Genomic DNA, 17,841 nt, shown 5'->3' on the forward strand with positions numbered 1-17,841 from the left:
ATGACAGTACACGTGTTTTGCGAGGACGCCGCCATGTTGATGAAGACCAGCACCCAATCGCTGACCGAGCAGCTCTCGGCGCGCTTCGGCGAGCGCATCCGCAACCGGCTGCTGGCGCCGGGCGCGCGCCTGCCCTCGGTGCGCCAGTGCGCGCTGCAGCACAGCGTGAGCCCCTCCACCGTGGTGGCGGCCTACGACCAGTTGCTGGCGCAGGGCCTGGTGGAGGCGCGCAAGAACCGCGGTTTCTTCGTGCGCGAGGTGGCCCCCGCGGGCGCCGAGGCGCCGGAGGCCGTGGACGTCGCGGCCATGGAGGCGGCGGGCGGCAACTGGACCACCGCCCACTGGTTCGCGGCGCGCGGCGCCGGGCGCGGTTCGCCGCCGGTGAACGCCACGGCGCTGATCCGGGGCATGTTCCACAAGATCAGCGACAAGCCCCAGCCCGGCATGGGCGTGCTGCCGCCGCAATGGCTCGAATCCACCTTCATGCCGGCCGCGGTGCGCAAGGTCACGAGCACCCGGGCGCTGCAGGAGTACTCGCTGCAGTACGGCGAGCCGCTGGGCGACAGCGGCCTGCGCCGCCTGCTGGTCAAGAAGCTGGCCCAGTTGAGCGTGCACACCGCGCCCGAGAACATCATCACCACCGTGGGCGCCACGCATGCCCTCGACATCGTGAGCCGCACGCTGCTGCGCCCCGGCGACCCGGTGATGGTCGAGGAGCCCGGCTGGGCCGTGGAGTTCGCGCGCCTGTCGGCGCTGGGCATGCACATCCTGCCGGTACCGCGCCGCGCCGATGGCCCGGATCTGGAGGTGATGGCGCGCTACTGCGAAGTGCACAAGCCCAAGCTCTACGTGAGCGTCAGCGTGTTCCACAACCCCACGGGCTACTGCCTGTCGCCGGGCAGCGCGCACCGCATCCTGCAGTTGGCCAACCAGCACAACTTCCACATCGTCGAGGACGACACCTACAGCCACATCGCGCCCGAACATGCGACGCGGCTCACGGCGCTCGACGGCCTGCAGCGCACCATCTACGTGAGCGGCTTTGCCAAGATCCTCGCGCCCAACTGGCGCATCGGCTTCCTGGCCGCGCCGCCGGCCCTGGTCGAGCAACTGCTCGACACCAAGCTGCTGGCCACGCTGACCACGCCCGCGCTGCTGGAGAAGGCGCTGGCACTGTGCATCGAACAGGGCCAGCTGCGCCGGCATGCCGAGCGCATCCGCACCCGGCTCGACGCGGCACGGGCGCGCAGCGTCAAGCTGGCACTGAGTGCGGGTTGTACCTTCGCGGCCGACCCGGTGGGCCTGTTCGGCTGGGTGGACACGGGGGTGGATACCGATGCGCTGTCGCAGCGCATGCTCGACGAGGGCTACCTGCTCGCGCCCGGCGCGCTGTTCCATGCCGAGCGCAAACCCAGCACCCTGATGCGCATCAACTTCGCGACCACGCAGGACGCGACCTTCTGGCGCACCTTCGAGCGCGTCGTCAAGCAAAGCCGGTGATGGGCGCACTGCCTACAATCGCCACCTGATCCCACTACCGCGAAGGAACCATGGACGTAAAAGGGCGCTGGGCCGCAATGACCGATGGCCTGCAGTCCATGGTGCAGTTCTTTCCTGGCGGGCATGAAGGACTGCTGACGACGGTCTCCGTCACCTGGAGCCTGTACATCGCGGTATTGGCGGTCTGGATCGTGCTGCAAAAGCGCCCCCCGGTTTCCACGCTCAGCTGGATCCTGTCGATGGCGCTGCTGCCCTTCGTGGGCTATGTGATCTATTACTTCTTCGGCCCGCAGCGGCTGCGCAAGCAGCGCATCAAGCGCATGCGCAGCCAGTCGGCGCTGTACGCCCATGCCGACTTCGCCAGCCTGCGCCAGACGGCCGCTGCTGCTCCCGAGGCCCTGCGGCAACTGGTGCTGCTGGGCGAGGCCAGTTGCGAGCTGCGCGTCTCCACCGCCACCCGGGTGGATCTGCTGGTCGACGGCGCCGAGACCTTCGATGCGATCTTCGACGCCATCCGCGCGGCGCGCCACCACGTGCACCTGGAGTACTACATCTTCGAGCCCGATGGCATCGGCACGGCCCTGCGCGACCTGCTGGCCGAGAGAGCGCGCCAGGGGGTGATCGTGCGGCTGCTGGTCGACGCCCTGGGCTCCAAGCGGCTGGGAAAGCGTTTCCTCGCGCCGCTGCTCGATGCGGGCGTGCAGGTGGCGTTCTTCCATGCCTCGCGCATCGGCCGGCGTGTGCGGCCCGTGATCAACTTCCGCACCCACCGCAAGATCGTGGTCTGCGACGGCGTCGTGGGGTTCACGGGCGGCATCAACGTCACCGACGAGGAAGACCAGCGCGCGCGGCGCGATGCCTACCACGACGTACACCTGCGCATCGAGGGCGGGGCCGTGCGCCTGTTGCAGATGACCTTCATGGAGGACTGGGTGTACACCACGGGCGAGGGCCCCGGTGCCGTGGCGCGCGAGAGCCGGCACCTGCTGCCCGCCACCGAGCCGGGCGACCACCCGGTGCAGATCCTCACCTCGGGACCGGACAACGCCAACGAGGCCATCCACCGCGTGTATGTGGCCGCCATCCACATGGCGGTGGACCGGGTCTGGCTCACCACGCCGTATTTCGTGCCCGGCGAGCCGGCGCTCATGGCGTTGACCAGCGCGGCGCTGCGCGGGGTGGACGTGCGCCTGCTGGTGCCCCGGCGCAGCGATTCCTTCGTGGTCAGCGCGGCGGCACGCTCCTACTTCGACGAGTTGATCGCCGCCGGCGTCAAGGTCTGGGAGTACACGGCCGGCATGCTGCATTCCAAGACCATGCTGGTGGACGACAACTGCGCCTTCATCGGCACGGCCAACTTCGACAACCGCAGCTTCCGGCTCAACTTCGAGGTCTGCGCGGTGGTCTACGGGTCGGCGCTGGCTTTGCCACTGGCGCGCCAGTTCGAGGCAGACATGCGCAATGCCCGGGCTGTACCCACCCGCCGCCGCCAGGCCTTCGTGCCGCGCCTGTGCGATGCCACGGCGCGGCTGTTCTCGCCGCTGCTGTAGCCGCCGCCGGTTTAGCGCTGTACCTCGATGTCGGAGAGCACGCGCAGCAGGCCGCGGTTGACCTCCTCGAGGTCCATCTCCTGCGTCTCGCACAGGTGGCGGATGGCGCTGGCGTCGCCGGTCTCCAGCGCACAGGCCATCTGCAGGCTGGCGGCATAGGGGCCGGTGCGCAGCACGGTGGCGTCGTAGATGCGCTCGGACAACGGGATGCGGCGCAGGATGGTGCCCAGGGGCTCTTGCAGCAGCTCGTCGATCTGCGACAGCAGGCCGCACAGGTAGATCTCGCGGCGCAGGTCGTTCTCGATCCCGGCGTTGAGCAACTGCGTCATGAGCTTGGCGCGCAGCACCATGGACTCGCGCACGGGCAGCATGTTGGGGTCGGTGCTGGCATGGGGCAACTGGTCGGACAGCCAGCGCTTGATGGAGCCGTAGCCCATCATCACCAGCCCGCGGCGCAGCGAGTCGATGCCGGTGCGCAGGCCCAGTGCCGCCGAGTTGGTGTAGACCATGAAGCGGTAAGCCAGCAGCGGGTCCTCGCCCATGATGTCCTCGAAGGTCTCGAGCGACTGCTCCGCGTCGATGGCCTTCTGCAGCTTGGCGATCACGGCGTGCGAAGGTTGCTGGGGCGTGTGGCGCACGCTGTAGAGCACGTCCTCGGTGGGCCAGCCGGCCAGGGCCAGGGCATTGTGCTGGTCCAGGCAGTGCTCCATCAGGGCGCGGCTGGGAATGTTCTCGTACATCTGCCCGGCCAGGATGGGGCTCACGGCCCGGGGCGGCGTCCTGGCCGCCGGGCTGCCGGGCCGCGCGTTGGCCTGCAGGGTCGCGACCGCATCGGCCGGGGTCAGGCTCAGCAGGCTGTTGTCAAAGCACTGCGCCACGGCCGGCTCGGGCAGCTTGCCGATGTCGCCGCGCCATACCAGCTTCAAGCCGCGCTGGTGCGCGGCTTTCACCAGGGCATAGATGCCCGAGTCCTGCAGCCAGTCGCCACGCACCTCGATCCACGGCGCGCCCCGCGGGGCATGCTCGAGCATGTCGGCCAGCACCTGGTGGGTCTGGGGCGACAGCAGCAGTGGCGGCGAGCTGGCGGACCACAGCTCCTGCAGCGTGCGCAGCAGGTGGCCGGTATCGACCATGGCGCTGGGGGATTCGTTCTGGACGTAGAGCTGGATCGCAGCGAGTTTGCGGGCACGGTTCCACAGGGGGCGGTACCCCAGGATCAGGCTGCCGAGGACGGATTGGACCATGGGCTCTCAGGCGTTGTCTCGTTGGGGTCCGTCCCCCGGCCAGGGAGTGCGGCTCAGGGCAGGCCCGCTTAACTGATGAAATTGAACAGGGACAGCTTCTGGACCTGGGCATAGGACTTGAGTGCTGCCTCGTAGCCCACCTGCTGGTTCTGGAAGTCTGAAATGCCCTTGATCATATCCAGATCCTCGGCCCGCGAGCGGTCGCCCTCGAGCTGGATCGAGCGCTTTTCCTGGTCGCCCGTGATGCGGTCGGCACGGTTGAGCAGCTCGCCCGCATAGCTGCGCATGTTGCTCATGCGTTCGAGGCCGATGTCCACGTTGGTGAGGGCCTGCCCCACGGCCTGGGTGGCCGCGTTGCTGTTGGGGGCGCTACGGAGGTCGCGGATCGCACTGTCCAGGGTGCTGAAGACACTGGCCGTGGGCTGCAGGGTGATGGCATCCCCGTTCGCCGGTGCGCCGGTGATGTCGAAGGCCAGCCCCGGAACGCCGGTCACCGAGATGGTCACCGGCTTGTCCGTCGGGTAGTCGGGCACCACCACGGGGGCGGATACCACGCCGGTGGTGGTGTTGGTGATGGTGTAGGTGGCGGTGCTGGTGCCGACGGTGGCGCCGGGGCCCACCGCGCTGAAGGTGATCGAGTAGTTGTCCCCCGTCACCAGGGCCAGGTTCGTGGGCTTGACGCCCGTGGTCGTCAGCTGCTGGTTGTTGTTGATGGTCGCCGGGTTCACCTGCACGTTGTAGGCACCGTCGCGCTGCGGCTTGAACATGAAGGCGAACTCGCCATCCAGGGTGTTGGGAATCGAGGTTCCGGTGCTGCCCGATTGCCCGGGAAGCCCATCGAACAGGTAGTCCGGCGAGGTGGATTGCGGGCCCAGGAAGGGGGCCAGCGCGCTGCCCAGCGCGCCCAGCAGGGGGATGCCGTTGGTGTCCTTGCGGTTGGCCACCGTCTGCAACTGCTCGCGCAGGCTCTGCAACTGGTTGGCGATGGTGGCGCGGTCGTTGCTGGTCAGGGTCGCACTGCCGGCATTGACCATCAGTTCGCGCGCGTTCTGCACCAGATCGATGGCGTCGCCCAGCGCGGATTCGGACTGGGCCACGGCGTTGCGCTGGGTTTCCAGGGCGCGCTGCTCGGTCTGGATGCGGGTAAGGCGGGTCAGCGCCCGCTCTGCCTGCGCCGCCGAGACCGGGTCGTCGCTGGCGCGCACGACCCGCTTGCCCGAGGTCAAGTTCTCCTGTAGGTTGGACAGGTTGGTCTGGCGCGCGCCGAGATTGCGCAGCGCGTTGTCGTACATGTTGGCCGTGCCAAGCCGGTAAAGGGTGTTGCTCATGTCGTACTCCTGGACCAGTTCCCAAGGGGGATCATCTTAGTTTTCCACATTGCTGCGCGCCACCCACGGCCTGCGAAACCGGCGCGGCCGGGGCCAGTGGCCCCGCGCAAGGGCCAAGGCGCAAAGCGACTCAGGGGGGTCATCGTGTCAACCCTTGGATCAGCGTGTCGAAGACGCTTTGTGCAATCTGCAGCATTTTGGCGGAAGCCTGGTAAGCCTGCTGGTACTGGATCAGCTTGGCCGCTTCCTCGTCGAGGTTGACGCCCGATACGGCCGTGCGGTCGCGCTCCAGGTTGGCCGCGATGGTGGTGGACAGCTCGGCGGCGAAGGTGGCGCTCTGCGTGCGCGTGCCGACCTGGGCCATCAGGCCGGCATAGCCATCGGCGAGCGTGGATTCGTCGAACATCTTCACGTCGCGCAGGTTCATCAGCGCAGTGGCATTGCCGGCATTGCGCGTGTAGGTGTCGCCGTACTGGGGGTCCAGCGCGTTGCCGACGCGCACGGTATCGCCGGTCTTGGGCGAGCCCTGCAGCTTGATTTCCCAGCCATCGATGGTGATGGTGGAGCCGGAGGTATAGGCCAGGCCCGCCGTGCCCGATGGGGGCGTGGTCGAGCCGGTCACGGCGTAGGTCGTGGGCGGCCCGGCCGTGAAGGTCAGCGTCACGCCGCCCGGGATGGGCGGGGTCACCAGGGTGTCGGTGGCCTTGAGGCCGGACAGCTGCAGCGTGCCGCCATTGGTGGTGCCCATGGCGGCGTTGATCGGGTTGGCTGCCGCCAGGTCGCGCGGCGAGTACACCAGGGCGTTGATGTTGGCCCCCGCCGTATTGAACGGCTGGAACAGCATGCGGTCGCCCGGCACGCCCGGCGTCGTGAGGTTGAAGGTCAGCCCGTCGATGTCCAGCGTCGCCAGGTTGGCGGCGTCGGTGAAGGGCGTGGCCTTGCCGTCGGACAGGCGCACCACCTGGCCGGCCGTGCCGGTGGTGAAGCGGATCTCGTAGTCGGAGGCCGCGAACTTGGTCGGGTCGCTGAAGGTCACGTTGCCCACGCCGGCGCCGTTGGTCAGGCCCGGCATGCTGGTGGGGATGCTGAACAGGTCCTTGCCCACCTGGCCGTCCAGCGTGAGGCCGAGCTTGTGCTGCTCGTTCATGGTCATGCCGATGGCCATGGCCATGCGCCCGAGCAGGTTGCGGCTTTCCGACAGGTCGGTGTTGTTGAAGCGCAGCAGCCCCGAGACGGAACCGCCACCGAGCATGTTCTCGTCCACCTCGATGGGCGGTGATCCCGGGCGGTTGAAGAACAGCTTGAGCTGGCCGCTGCCGGGGAACTGCGTGGCATCGTCCACGGACACCTGCGATGGCGTGGTGCCCAGCACCAGCGGCTGGCTGCCGCCCACGAACAGGCCGATCGTGCCGTCGTCCGCAGGAATCTGCGTGGTCTGCACGTACTGGTTCATTTCGCGGATCAGCTGGTCGCGGTTGTCGAGCAGGTCGTTGGGTGTCTGGCCATTGCCCTTGGCGCGCGCGATCTGCTCGTTCACGGCCGCGATCTGCCCCGCCAGGCTGTTGATGGCGGTGATGCTGCTTTGCAGCTGTTCCTTGACCGTGTACTCGACTTCGTCGACGCGTTCGGCCGCGGAGCGCATGCGCGAGGCGGTTTCGTCCATGCGCGTGAGCGCCAGCGTGCGGGCCGTGATGTCGGTGGGGGCGCTCACCACGTCCGAGAACGCGTTCATCATGTCGTTGATGGCGGCGCCCAGGCCCGTGGCACCACCGCTGAACACCTCCTGCAGCTGGCGCAGGCGCTCGGCGCGCACGATGTCGCCGGCCTGCACGGAGCCTGCCGTGGCCGACTGGCGCGTGAGCAATTCGCTCTGGTTGCGCAGGATGGTCTGCACGTCCACGCCCTGGCCGATGTAGCCGCCGCCCGTGAACTGGCCCTGCACGGTCTGCAGCACCACGGTCTGGCGCGAATAGCCCGGCGTGTTGACGTTGGCAATGTTGTTGCCGGCGGTCTGCAGGGCCACCTGGTTGGCGAGCAGGGCGCGGGCGCCGACGTTGAGCAAGCTCATGGTTTACCTCGTGTTCTCAGGCCTGCGCACGTTGCGCACGCTGCACGCTGTTGATGGCGCCGCTGAGCTTCCTGGCGTACTCGGGGTCGGTGGCATAGCCTGCCTTCTGCAATGCGGAGGCATAGGCCATGGCCGAGCCGGACTGCGCCACGGACTCCGCCTTTTCATAGCGGGGGCTTTCCTTGATGAGGCGCGCGTAGTCGCGAAACGAATCCTCGTACGAGTCGTAGGCCCGGAACTTGGCCACCACCTTGCGCGGCGTGCCGTTGATGTACTCCGTGGTCGTGATCTCGGCGACCTTGCCGGTCCAGCCCTTGCCGGCCTTGATGCCGAACAGGTTGAAGGAGTTGCTGCCGTCGGCGTTCTTGATCTCGCTCTTGCCCCAGCCGGTCTCGTGGCCGGCCTGGCCGAGCATGAAGCTCGCGGGGATGCCACTCTCCTGCGAGACCTTCTCGGCCGTGCCGCTCAGGTGCTGCACAAAGCCGTCGCGGCCCTTGGGGGCCTGGCCCACGGCTTCGGTGCTGGCGGGGCTGGCGCTGACCTTCGCGGCTGCCGGGCGCTGGATCTGCGACAGGCTGACCGTGGAGGGCACGGAGAACGATGGATCGGGGCCGCCCATCTGGCGCGAGAGCTGGCGCGCGATGGCTTCGGACAGTCCGCCAGGCTGGCCGGCCATCTGCACCGACAGCTGCTGGTCCAGCAGGTCGGTGCCCAGGTCGCCCTGGGCGCCATCCATCAGGCCGGATTTCATGGTGGCCTCGCGCATGCTTTTGATCAGCTCGCGCATGAACAGCGATTCGAACTGCTTGGCGGCCTCTTTCGTGGCCTGGGGATTGTTGGCACCGGCTTCGTACTTGAGCGCGTTCAGCGAGCGAACGTCGGCCGCCAGCGCATTGGACGTGCTGGTGGTGGAGGACGAAGGCAGCGTGAGGGCCATGGTCAGATCACTTCGAGCTCGGCGTTCAGGGCGCCGGCGGCCTTGATGGCCTGCAGGATGGCCAGCAGGTCACCCGGCGTGGCGCCCAGTGTGTTCAGTGCGCGCACCACGTCGGCCAGCTGCGGCGAGGGCGGCATCTGGATGATGTTGCCCGGCTCCTGGTTGATCTTGATGTCGCTTTGCTGCGTGACCACGGTCTGCCCCTGCGACAGCGGATTGGGCTGGCTGATGACGGGGCGCGAACTGATGGTGATGGACAGGTTGCCGTGCGCGATGGCACAGGGCCCCAGGGTCACGGCCTGGTTGAGCACGATGGAGCCGGTGCGGGCGTTGATCACCACCTTGGCGGCGGGGGCCGACAGCTCGAACGGCAGCTCTTCCAGATCGGCGATGAAGCCCACGCGGGCACCGGGATCGCTGGGGGCGCGCACCTGCACCGTGCGGCCGTCCAGGGCCGTGGCCAGGCCGTTGCCCAGCCGGGTGTTGATGACCTGGGCCACGCGGCGGGCGGTCTGGAAATCCGAGGCATTGAGGCCCAGGCTGATGGTGTCACCCTCGTTGAGCGGCGTGGGAACGGAGCGCTCGACCTGCGCACCCAGGGGGATGCGGCCAGCGGCCAGGTGGTTGATCTGCACCTTGCTGCCGCCGGACGACGCGCCGGCACCGCCCACCACCAGGTTGCCCTGGGCCAGGGCGTAGATCTCGCCGTCGGCACCGCGCAGGGGCGTGACCATCAGCATGCCGCCCTTGAGCGACTTGGAGTTGCCCATGGAGGAGACGTTGACGTCGATCTGCTGGCCGGGCTGCGCAAAGGCGGGCAACTGGGCCGTGACGATCACGGCCGCCACGTTCTTGAGCTGCAGCTGCGAGGCCGTGCCAGGCGGCAGGCTGATGCCCATCTGCTGCAGGTAGTTGGACATGGCCTGCGTGGTGTAGGGCATCTGGGTGGTCTGGTCACCCGTGCCGTCCAGGCCCACGACCAGGCCATAGCCGGTCAACTGGTTGGTGCGCACGCCCTGCACCGCCGCGATTTCCTTGATGCGCAGCGCATGCGCCGGGCACGCGGCACACACCAGGGCCAGGGCCATGGCCGACAGCCACAGCGCGCGCAGGGGGTGTGCCAGGAAGGGGGAGGGCGAGGCTTTCATAGGCTTCATTGTGGGCGGTTGCCGCACAAGGGAATGCCGAAAAAGAGGCGAATTCACCTGCCTTTTGGGAGAGGGACCCGGTTACATATTCCGGGCGCCTTGCCGCCGGCCTGGCTGCGCCAGGTCGCTGCAAATCACTCGCAGTAGTTGTTGGTGAAGCCCTTCCAGGGCTTGCGCAGCATGAACGGCACGGTGTCCCAAGCGCTCCAGGTGCGCGGGTCGTCGAAATTGACCGTGGCGGCCGGCGCGATGATGGCCGTGACCAGCCAGATGCCGGAGTCCAGCCCGTGTAGCGTGAGGTTGCCGCCCAGAACCACCTCGGTCTGGGCGCCGCCCAGGTTGTCGGCCGTGGCGATGTAGGCGTCGGTCGGCGGGATGTTCCCCGGCGCGACATACACCTTGAACACCGCTCCGGTGGTGATCAGTGGCGAGCGCACCAGGGGGAAGACGAAGCCCCCGTCCCGGTAGAAGATCAGGTACACGTTCTGCAGCGTGCCGGGGGTGGTCCCCACCGAGGGCTTGCCAGCGTCGTACTTGATGGTGAAGGCGAACTGGTCGAGCGCGGTCGCGTCGCACGGCGAAAACTTGATGCCCGCAGGCAGTGTCTTGTTCTTGGACACCGCTTCGGACGCCGAGCCCTTGGGGGCTGCCACCGTCAGGCCCACGGAGTAGGCGTAGGTGGTGGGCTGCGCCTGGGCGAGCGGCGAGAATGCAGCGGCCAGGGCCGTGAGGCCGCACACCAGGGAGCTGCGGAAAAATGACATCGTGAACCTCGGATCTGAATGCACAGGGGCACTGCGCTGGCCGCCTTGCTAGCAGCCAATCCGCAGAGGCCCGGTCACATTTTGTATCAGAACGGAGTTACGGTGTTGAAGAAGCGGCCCAGCCAGCCGGTCACCTGGGCTTCGTTCTGGGCGCCGCGGCCGCGCGACTCGACACGCACATTGGCGACCTGGGTGGAGGCGACGATGGAGCCGGGCTGCAGGGCACGTGGATCCACCGTGCCCGAGAAGCGCAGCACGTCCACGTTCTGGTTCACGCCGATCTGCTTTTCACCGGCCACGATCAGGTGGCCATTGGGCAGCACGTCGATGACGGTCGCGGTGATCGAACCCTGGAAGGTGTTGGCGCTTTCCGTGCCACCCTTGCCCTCGAAGGCATTCTCCGAATTGGCGCCCACGCCCAGCTTGTCGGTGAACTTCTGGCCGGTGAACGGCAGCGCCGTCACGCCGCTGCTGACCTTGGAGGTGCGGTCCACGGTGGAAGAGGACTTCTGGCTGGCCGTCACGTTCTCCACGATCTGGATGGTGACGTTGTCGCCCACCAGGCGTGCACGCCGGTCTTCGAACGAAGGGCGGTAGCTGGCGGTGTGGAACAGGCCTCCGGTGACCGGTGGCGGCGTGCGCGGCATGACCGCGGCCAGGGGCGGCGGCGTGGTGGGCAGGATGTCCACGGGCGGTGGTGGGGACATGCTGGCGCAGCCGGTGCTGAGCACGGCTGCGACCAGGCTGGGCCATGCAAGGAGGCGGGCGCGGGCGTCCTGGAAAGCGTGGAGGAAGGTCATGGGAAGAATCCTGGCAAGGGGCTTGTGGCCTGTCTGCGGTTTACATCTGGCTGAGCTTGGCCAGCATCTGGTCCGAGGTCTGGATGGCCTTGGAATTCATTTCGTAGGCGCGCTGGGTCTGGATCATGGTCACCAACTCCTGCACCACGTTCACGTTGGAGGTTTCGAGGTAGCCCTGCAGGATGGTGCCCAGGCCGTTGGTGCCGGGCGTGCCCTGCTGGGGCTGGCCCGAGGCGGCGGTCTCGATGAACAGGTTCTGGCCGCGTGGCTCCAGGCCGCCCGGGTTCACGAAGGTGGCCATGGCGATGTTGCCCAGTGGCTGGGGCGCGGTGTTGCCCGGCACCGTGGCCGTGACGGCACCTTCGGCGCTGATGGAGACGCTGGTGGCGTTGGGGGGCACGGTAATGCCGTTGGCGATGGGCAGGCCGCTGGACGTGACCAGGCGGCCCTGCGAGTCGAGCTGGAACGAGCCGTCGCGGGTGTAGCCGATGGTGCCGTCGGGCTGCGTGACCTCGAAGAAGCCATTGCCCTTGATGGCCACGTCCAGGTTGTTGTTGGACTGCTGCATGCTGCCCTGCATGAAGTTGCGGGCGGTGGCCACGGTGCGCACACCCAGGCCCAGGTGCAGGCCGGTGGGCAGCTGGCTTTGCTCGGTGGTCTGCGAGCCCACCTGGCGCAGGTTCTGGTAGATCAGGTCTTCGAACACCGCGTTGGCGCGCTTGTAGCCGGTGGTGGAGACATTGGCCAGGTTGTGGGAGATGACGTCCAGCTGGGTCTGCTGGGCCTCCATGCCGGTCTTGGCGATCCAGAGGGAATTGATCATGGCGTTTTCCTAGGGGCTGGTGGCGGTTCAGCCGTTGATGCTCAGCAACTGGCTGGCGGCTTTGTCATCGGCTTCCGCGGTCTGCAGCATCTTGATCTGCTGCTCGAATTGGCGCGAGGCGGCGATCATGCCGACCATGGTTTCCACGGCGTTCACGTTGGAGCCTTCGATCGCGCCCGACAGCAGGCGCGCGTTGGGGTCGTTGGGAATCTGTTCGCCCGAGGCGGCGCGGAACAGCCCGTCGTCGCCGCGCTTGAGCGGGTCTTCGGCGGTGGGCGTGGCCAGTTTCAGGCGCCCGATGGCCGCTGGTGGCTGGCCCGCGGTCTTGGCGGTGAGGGTGCCGTCGGCACCCAGCGACACTTCCGCACCGGGTGGCACATCGATGGGGCCGCCGCCGTCCGAGAGCACGGGCAGCCCGGTGTTGGTCAGCAAGGCACCGGTGGGCGAAACCTCGAAGCCGCCATTGCGCGTGTAGGCTTCCAGGCCATCGAGGCCCTGCACGGCAAACCAGGCGTTGCCGACGGCCATGGCATCGAGGGCCCGGCCGGTGCGCTGCACGGGGCCCGGCTTGTCGACATGGCCCGAGGTGGCTTCGAGCGCAAACACGCGCGTGGTGGAGCCATCGCCTTGCAGCGGGACGGAGCGGAAAGTGGACATCTCCGCGCGAAAGCCGTTGGTGGACGCATTGGCCAGGTTGTTGGCCAGCACCGACTGCCGGTGGGCAGCGGCGTTGGCCCCTGTCATGGAGGTGTAGATGATGCGGTCCATGGCGGCTTCCGGTCAGGTGGTCAGGTGCGGGTCAGCGCAGGTTCACCAGGGTGGACATCACCTGGTCTTGCGTCTTGATGGTCTGCGCATTGGCCTGGTAGGTGCGCTGCGCGGTCATCATGTTCACGAGTTCGGCCGTGAGGTCCACGTTGGAGTCCTCCAGCGCGCCCGAGCGCAGTGCACCGAAGTTCCCGTCCGTGGCCGTTCCCATGACGGGCTGGCCTGATTCGAAGGTGGCCACCCAGTTGTTGCCGCCCACCGAGGCCAGGCCCTGCGTGTTGCGGAAGCTCGACAGCGCGATCTGGCCTTCGGCGCGCGTGACGCCGTTGGAGTAGCGCGTCATGATCATGCCGTTGTTCTCGACGTTGATGCCCGTGAGGTCACCCGCGGTATAGCCGTCCTGCGAGAGGTCGGACACCGAGAACTTGCGGCCGAACTGCGTCACGTCGTCCAGTTGCACGTCCACGTTGTAGGCCGGCAGGTTGTTCGGGTTGGGCGGCGTGGGGTTCACGTTCAGCGCCAGCGAGAAGCCGGTGGCTGGTGGCGTGGCGGCCGGGCCGGTGATCACGCCGTTGTTGTCGAAGGTGATCTGGCCGATGGCCGTGGCCACCACGGGCGGCACGGCCGTGGGGTCGTCGAGCGCGTCGTACACGTCCCAGGTGTTGTCCGTGGCGGTCTTCTGGAAGTACAGGTTGACCGGCTTGGCCACGCCCTGGCTGTCGAACACGTTGATCGAAGTGCCGTAGGTGGCGCGTGGCGTGGCCGGCACGGGCGGCGTGGCGGCCGGGTCGCCCGCGGCGTCCGTGGCACGCGCATCGAGGTTGAAGGCGGCGGTGATCTTGGTCGTCTGCCTGGCAGGAATCGGTTCGGAGGTCGGGAACACCATGGGAATCGGATCGGTGCCGGTGCGCAGCCCCGTGGTCGGGTCGATGGGGTAGCCCATGACCTTGGCGTTGTCGTTGGTGACCATGTTGCCCACCTTGTCCAGCTTGAAGTTGCCGGCCCGGGTGTAGGCGGAAGAACCGTCAGGCAGCTGCAGCGTGAAGAAGCCGTTGCCATTGATCGCCACGTCCAGGCTGTTGCCGGTGATGGTCAGGTTGCCCTGCGTGAACTGCTGGGCCACGGCAGCGGTTTCCACGCCGATGCCGGCATTGGAGCCGCCGGCCGAGCCGATGGCATTGGCCACCATCTCGGCGAATTCCGCACGCGATGCCTTGAAGCCCACGGTGTTGGAGTTGGCGATGTTGTGGCCGATGACGTCCAGGTTCTTGCTGGCGGCGTTCAGGCCGGAGAGGCCTTGCTGGAAACCCATGGTGTTCTCCTTGAGGGGGCGTGGTGTTCAGGTGTCGGGGGACGAAGGGGGAGGGCAGCCTCAGACCAGGGACTTGATCTGGCTGTAGTTGATGTTCTTGCCGTTGGCCAGCGTGAGCACGAGCTGGCCGTCGGTGGCTCCAGCGGCCGTGACCTTGGACAGGGTGAGCGGGGCGTATTCGAGCGTGGTGGCCCCGTTGACCGCCTTGACGCGGAACTGCAGCCCCTCGGTGCTGCCTTTGTAGGCGCTGGCATCCCATTCGAAATTGTGGCGGCCCGCGTCCTTGGGACCCAGGTCCAAGGTGTCGACCACCTGGCCGCCGGGGGTCACCACTTCCACCTCCACCTTGGTGGCTGGGTAGGCAATCTCGAATCCGGCCTTGCCCACCTTGTCGGCCACGTTCATGCCCGAACCCTCGGTCAACACATTGCGCCCGACCAGGGTCGTGCCCTGCATGACCTGCAGCGAGTTGAACTGGGCAGCCATGCTGGCCATGGTGGTGTTGAGCTGCTGGATGCCGGTGACGGTGTTGATCTGCGCGATCTGTGAGGTCATCTGGGCGTTGTCCAGCGGGTTCATCGGGTCCTGGTTGTTGAGCTGGGCAACCAGCAGCTTGAGGAACCGGTCCTGGGAGGCGGCAGGGTCGTTGGCCGCCGTCGCCTTGGCATTGGCGGTATCGGCGGTCGTGGCGGCATTGGTGGCGCTGAGGATCATGGCGAGGGTCTCCCGGGGTTACTGGCCCATCTGCAGGGTCTTGAGCAGAAGGGTCTTGGCGGTGTTCATCACTTCGACGTTGTTCTGGTACGAGCGCGACGCGGAAATCATGTTCACCATCTCTTCCACGGCATTCACGTTGGAATGGGTCACGTAGCCCTGTTCGTCGGCGGAGGGATGGCTGGGGTCGTGGATCTTGCGGCCGGGCACATTGCTTTCGGTGATGGCGCTCACGCGCACACCGTCCGAGCCCTGCTCGCCCATGTTGGTGGTGCGAAAGACCACCTGGCGGGCCTTGTAGGCATTGCCATCGGGGCCGGCCACCGCATCGACGTTGGCCAGATTGCTGGCCACGACGTTCAGGCGCTGGGACTGCGCGCTGATGGCGCTGCCCGAGACGTTGAAGATGGAGAACATGGACATGGTGGGGTGCCTCTTCTATCGCGGTAGGGCTGCTTACTGGCCCTGGATGGCGCTGAGCATGGTCTTTGCGTTGCCGTTGATGAAGCGCAGCGTGGCTTCGTAGCGCACGGCGTTGTCCACGAAGGCGGCGCGCTCACGGTCCAGGTCCACCGAGTTGTTGTCCAGGGCGGGCTGGGTCTGCAGCGAATAGGCCAGCTTGCCCTTGCCGCCCAGCTCGGCCGAAGAGCCCGCGTCGGCGGTGGAAGCGGTGATGTGCCGCGGATCGGTGCCGATGGTGACCGTGGGCCGCTCGCTGGTGTAGCCGGAGCCGCCCAGCGTGGTGGTGGACAGGCGGCGTGGCGATTCGGTGAACGAGGAGCGCTCGCCCGTGGCGTTGCTCAGCGCGTCGGAGAATTTGAAGTCGCGGGCGACGTAGCCGGGGGTGTCGGCGTTGGCGATGTTGCTGGCGATGGCACGCTGGCGCTCGGCACGCAGTATCAGTGCGTTGCCGTGGAAGTCCAGCCGGTTGGTCATCTTGTCAAGCATGTCTGCCTCACGTCCAGGTTGCGAAACTGCCAGCAAAAACGGTTTTCTGGCGTGGCTCGATTATGAAAACCGCCCGGATTTTCTAAAGCGCGAAGAGCCTGCGTTTGCGGCCGCAGTTCAGGGGTTCGGCGGCGGCCACAGGGCCTACAGTGATGGTCGTGAAATGGCCGTTGCACCGGATTGCAGGGCCCCGTTGACCCACCAGGAGCGCCCCATGGCACCCGCATTTCCCACCTTGTTGTCCACCGCCGGCCGTGCAGCGCTGGCCGCACTCGCATGCGCGCTGGCCACCGGCGTGGCCCAAGCCCAGGCCGTGGCCGACCCGGCTGCCGACCTGCCCGCCCTGACCCAGCGCTGGCTGGACGATGCCATCACGCGCAACCAGCCTGCGGGCCTGCCGCTGCGCATGGAGGTGAGCATCGGTGCGCTGGACACCCGGCTGCGCCTGGCGCCCTGTGCCCGGGTCGAGCCCTACCTGCCGGCCGGATCGCGGCTGTGGGGCCGCACCCGCCTGGGCCTGCGTTGCGTGGAGGGGCAGGCCGCCTGGAACGTGTTCCTGCCGGTCACGGTCAAGGCCTGGGGGCCGGCATGGGTGCTGACGGGCAACGTGGCCTCCGGCGCGGTGCTGTCCGCCAGCGACGCCGCCGAGGCCGAGGTGGACTGGGCGGCGGATGTCGCCCCCATCGTGGCCAATCCCGACCAATGGGTCGGCCAGATCGCCTCACGCCCCCTGGTGGCTGGGCAGGCCCTGCGGCAGCCCATGGTGCGCGCGCCGAGCATCTTCAAGGCCGGGGCCCAGGTGCGGGTGGTGGCACAGGGACCCGGTTATGCGGTAACCTCGGCAGGGCAGGCACTCACCGCGGGCGCCGTAGGCCAGACTGTGCGAGTCCGCATGGACAATGGCCGCACGATCTCTGGTATTGTGGGTGAAAATGGGACGGTTGACGTTACCCTTTGATTCATCCCACCTGCATAAATAGCTAAAGTCCAGCGCCGAAGGGTCGAAAACATTGCTACGAGCTCCGTGTCATCGGAGCGCTGGAGAAGGCGATGAAGATAGGTCAACAACCGGAACTTCCGGGCGCACTGGCGCAAACGGGGCAGGCCAAGCAGGCCAAGGCCCCCGCTGCAGCCCCTGCGACACCCGAGGGAGTGGCCAAGGGCACTACGGCAGCCCAGGCCGCTGGCGTGCCTGTGACGGTTTCCACGGCAGCCCGTGCCCTGGACCCTGCTGGCCGCGCGGCCAGCGATTTCGACACGAAAAAGGTGGCAGCCGTGCGTGCAGCCATCGAAAAAGGTACTTTCACGGTCAGTGCCGGCGCGATTGCCGACAAGCTGCTGGCCAATGCCCAAGAGATTTTTTCCCGCTCGCGCGGCTAGCGTGACCCTTTTCTTCCAGGCGTCACCGGCCCGCATTCACCAGGACCCGCCGTGACCACGCCTTTGGAAGACGCCCTGCAGGCCGTTGAGCAGCACATCGAGATGGTGTCTGCCGCCCTGCTCAAGGCCGATGCCCCCACCCTCGAACAAGCAAGCACCGGGCTGCGCGACGCGGCAGCGCGGTTTTCGTATGCGCTGGACCTGTCGCGCCAGCAGGTGAGCAGCATCACCCCCGCCCTCAAGGCCCGCATGGACGCCATCGCCGCCACCCTGGTGGTGCACCGCGAGAGCCTGGCCCGCCTGGCCGCCATCACCGACCGCCAGACCGCCGTGCTCGTCCCCTCCCAGGACAGCTCCGCCAATGCCACCTACGGCAACGGCCTGGGCGGCAAGCAAAAAGCCGCCGGCATGGCCAAGATCTACCGCTCGGCCGGCTGATCGGCACGCCTACAGTCGCGGCAAGGCCGCACTGTATGGCCACAATTCTTCGTTTGTATTAGTACATAAACGCTGCGGCGCACAAGCTCCGGCAGCAGGCCTTGGATAGCGCGCTGCCC

18 protein-coding genes are annotated in these 17,841 nt (G+C 67.3%); 5 read left to right on the plus strand and 13 right to left on the minus strand.

The features are described 5' to 3' along the window. Positions 1-33 precede the first annotated feature (33 nt). Positions 34-1,500, plus strand: coding sequence for a PLP-dependent aminotransferase family protein (locus tag PMI14_RS07410; protein WP_007852192.1), 1,467 nt, complete (start codon positions 34-36; stop codon positions 1,498-1,500). A 98-nt stretch (positions 1,501-1,598) separates the two neighbouring features. Continuing rightward, positions 1,599-3,050 (plus strand): cardiolipin synthase, encoded by a 1,452-nt coding sequence (cls, locus tag PMI14_RS07415; protein WP_108016489.1) that lies wholly within the window; start codon positions 1,599-1,601, stop codon positions 3,048-3,050. Positions 3,051-3,061: 11 nt separating this feature from the next. Here the strand turns inward: cls and PMI14_RS07420 are convergent, their stop codons facing one another. From PMI14_RS07420 to PMI14_RS07480, 13 genes are all read right to left on the minus strand, one after another. Further along, entirely contained in the window at positions 3,062-4,294 is a 1,233-nt protein-coding gene (locus PMI14_RS07420; protein WP_007852194.1) for an HDOD domain-containing protein, read from the minus strand. 68 nt (positions 4,295-4,362) lie between these two features. Then, the gene (gene flgL / locus PMI14_RS07425) at positions 4,363-5,622 is read right to left on the minus strand and encodes a flagellar hook-associated protein FlgL (RefSeq protein WP_007852195.1); all 1,260 of its coding nucleotides are present in this window, start codon (positions 5,620-5,622) and stop codon (positions 4,363-4,365) included. A 139-nt stretch (positions 5,623-5,761) separates the two neighbouring features. Beyond that, positions 5,762-7,690 carry a flagellar hook-associated protein FlgK gene (flgK, locus tag PMI14_RS07430; RefSeq protein WP_007852198.1) on the minus strand — a complete coding sequence of 643 codons (1,929 nt, stop codon included), beginning with the start codon at positions 7,688-7,690 and terminating at the stop codon, positions 5,762-5,764. 16 nt (positions 7,691-7,706) lie between these two features. After that, positions 7,707-8,627 carry a flagellar assembly peptidoglycan hydrolase FlgJ gene (gene flgJ, locus PMI14_RS07435; RefSeq protein ID WP_007852200.1) on the minus strand — a complete coding sequence of 307 codons (921 nt, stop codon included), beginning with the start codon at positions 8,625-8,627 and terminating at the stop codon, positions 7,707-7,709. 2 nt (positions 8,628-8,629) lie between these two features. Then, entirely contained in the window at positions 8,630-9,784 is a 1,155-nt protein-coding gene (locus PMI14_RS07440) for a flagellar basal body P-ring protein FlgI (protein ID WP_007852203.1), read from the minus strand. Positions 9,785-9,909: 125 nt separating this feature from the next. Continuing rightward, a complete protein-coding gene (locus tag PMI14_RS07445) occupies positions 9,910-10,539 on the minus strand; it encodes a hypothetical protein (RefSeq protein ID WP_007852204.1) in 630 nt (209 codons plus the stop codon). Positions 10,540-10,625: 86 nt separating this feature from the next. Next, the gene (locus PMI14_RS07450) at positions 10,626-11,339 is read right to left on the minus strand and encodes a flagellar basal body L-ring protein FlgH (protein WP_007852206.1); all 714 of its coding nucleotides are present in this window, start codon (positions 11,337-11,339) and stop codon (positions 10,626-10,628) included. A gap of 40 nt (positions 11,340-11,379) precedes the next feature. After that, positions 11,380-12,162 carry a flagellar basal-body rod protein FlgG gene (gene flgG, locus PMI14_RS07455; protein ID WP_007852207.1) on the minus strand — a complete coding sequence of 261 codons (783 nt, stop codon included), beginning with the start codon at positions 12,160-12,162 and terminating at the stop codon, positions 11,380-11,382. Between the two features lie 27 nt (positions 12,163-12,189). Further along, complete coding sequence (locus tag PMI14_RS07460; RefSeq protein WP_007852208.1) at positions 12,190-12,930, minus strand: flagellar basal body rod protein FlgF; 741 nt, start codon at positions 12,928-12,930, stop codon at positions 12,190-12,192. A gap of 31 nt (positions 12,931-12,961) precedes the next feature. After that, positions 12,962-14,242: a flagellar hook protein FlgE gene (gene flgE, locus PMI14_RS07465; RefSeq protein ID WP_007852209.1), complete on the minus strand. Its 1,281-nt coding sequence runs from the start codon at positions 14,240-14,242 to the stop codon at positions 12,962-12,964. Between the two features lie 60 nt (positions 14,243-14,302). Further along, positions 14,303-14,956: a flagellar hook assembly protein FlgD gene (locus tag PMI14_RS07470; protein ID WP_007852212.1), complete on the minus strand. Its 654-nt coding sequence runs from the start codon at positions 14,954-14,956 to the stop codon at positions 14,303-14,305. An 18-nt stretch (positions 14,957-14,974) separates the two neighbouring features. After that, positions 14,975-15,379, minus strand: coding sequence for a flagellar basal body rod protein FlgC (gene flgC, locus PMI14_RS07475; protein ID WP_007852213.1), 405 nt, complete (start codon positions 15,377-15,379; stop codon positions 14,975-14,977). 33 nt (positions 15,380-15,412) lie between these two features. Next, entirely contained in the window at positions 15,413-15,904 is a 492-nt protein-coding gene (locus PMI14_RS07480; protein WP_007852214.1) for a flagellar basal body protein, read from the minus strand. 214 nt (positions 15,905-16,118) lie between these two features. Here PMI14_RS07480 and flgA point away from each other — a divergent pair, with 214 nt between their 5' ends. From flgA to PMI14_RS07495, 3 genes are all read left to right on the plus strand, one after another. Further along, entirely contained in the window at positions 16,119-16,862 is a 744-nt protein-coding gene (gene flgA, locus PMI14_RS07485; protein ID WP_007852217.1) for a flagellar basal body P-ring formation chaperone FlgA, read from the plus strand. Positions 16,863-16,954: 92 nt separating this feature from the next. Continuing rightward, the gene (gene flgM / locus PMI14_RS07490) at positions 16,955-17,284 is read left to right on the plus strand and encodes a flagellar biosynthesis anti-sigma factor FlgM (RefSeq protein WP_007852220.1); all 330 of its coding nucleotides are present in this window, start codon (positions 16,955-16,957) and stop codon (positions 17,282-17,284) included. A gap of 51 nt (positions 17,285-17,335) precedes the next feature. Beyond that, complete coding sequence (locus PMI14_RS07495; RefSeq protein WP_007852223.1) at positions 17,336-17,722, plus strand: hypothetical protein; 387 nt, start codon at positions 17,336-17,338, stop codon at positions 17,720-17,722. Positions 17,723-17,841 lie beyond the last annotated feature (119 nt).

The organism is Acidovorax sp. CF316 (genome assembly GCF_000276605.1).
In the GTDB taxonomy this organism is placed as follows: Bacteria; Pseudomonadota; Gammaproteobacteria; order Burkholderiales; family Burkholderiaceae_C; genus Acidovorax.

Excerpts from the sequence above, each read along its gene's own strand:
- flgL (WP_007852195.1), bottom strand. The coding sequence starts at position 5,622 with ATGAGCAACACCCTTTACCGGCTTGGCACGGCCAACATGTACGACAAC.
- flgK (WP_007852198.1), bottom strand. The coding sequence starts at position 7,690 with ATGAGCTTGCTCAACGTCGGCGCCCGCGCCCTGCTCGCCAACCAGGTG.
- PMI14_RS07460 (WP_007852208.1), bottom strand. The coding sequence starts at position 12,930 with ATGGACCGCATCATCTACACCTCCATGACAGGGGCCAACGCCGCTGCC.
- flgJ (WP_007852200.1), bottom strand. The coding sequence starts at position 8,627 with ATGGCCCTCACGCTGCCTTCGTCCTCCACCACCAGCACGTCCAATGCG.
- flgE (WP_007852209.1), bottom strand. The coding sequence starts at position 14,242 with ATGGGTTTCCAGCAAGGCCTCTCCGGCCTGAACGCCGCCAGCAAGAAC.
- PMI14_RS07445 (WP_007852204.1), bottom strand. The coding sequence starts at position 10,539 with ATGTCATTTTTCCGCAGCTCCCTGGTGTGCGGCCTCACGGCCCTGGCC.
- PMI14_RS07480 (WP_007852214.1), bottom strand. The coding sequence starts at position 15,904 with ATGCTTGACAAGATGACCAACCGGCTGGACTTCCACGGCAACGCACTG.
- PMI14_RS07450 (WP_007852206.1), bottom strand. The coding sequence starts at position 11,339 with ATGACCTTCCTCCACGCTTTCCAGGACGCCCGCGCCCGCCTCCTTGCA.
- flgA (WP_007852217.1), top strand. The coding sequence starts at position 16,119 with ATGGCACCCGCATTTCCCACCTTGTTGTCCACCGCCGGCCGTGCAGCG.
- PMI14_RS07470 (WP_007852212.1), bottom strand. The coding sequence starts at position 14,956 with ATGATCCTCAGCGCCACCAATGCCGCCACGACCGCCGATACCGCCAAT.
- PMI14_RS07420 (WP_007852194.1), bottom strand. The coding sequence starts at position 4,294 with ATGGTCCAATCCGTCCTCGGCAGCCTGATCCTGGGGTACCGCCCCCTG.
- cls (WP_108016489.1), top strand. The coding sequence starts at position 1,599 with ATGGTGCAGTTCTTTCCTGGCGGGCATGAAGGACTGCTGACGACGGTC.
- flgC (WP_007852213.1), bottom strand. The coding sequence starts at position 15,379 with ATGTCCATGTTCTCCATCTTCAACGTCTCGGGCAGCGCCATCAGCGCG.
- flgM (WP_007852220.1), top strand. The coding sequence starts at position 16,955 with ATGAAGATAGGTCAACAACCGGAACTTCCGGGCGCACTGGCGCAAACG.
- PMI14_RS07410 (WP_007852192.1), top strand. The coding sequence starts at position 34 with ATGTTGATGAAGACCAGCACCCAATCGCTGACCGAGCAGCTCTCGGCG.
- flgG (WP_007852207.1), bottom strand. The coding sequence starts at position 12,162 with ATGATCAATTCCCTCTGGATCGCCAAGACCGGCATGGAGGCCCAGCAG.
- PMI14_RS07440 (WP_007852203.1), bottom strand. The coding sequence starts at position 9,784 with ATGAAGCCTATGAAAGCCTCGCCCTCCCCCTTCCTGGCACACCCCCTG.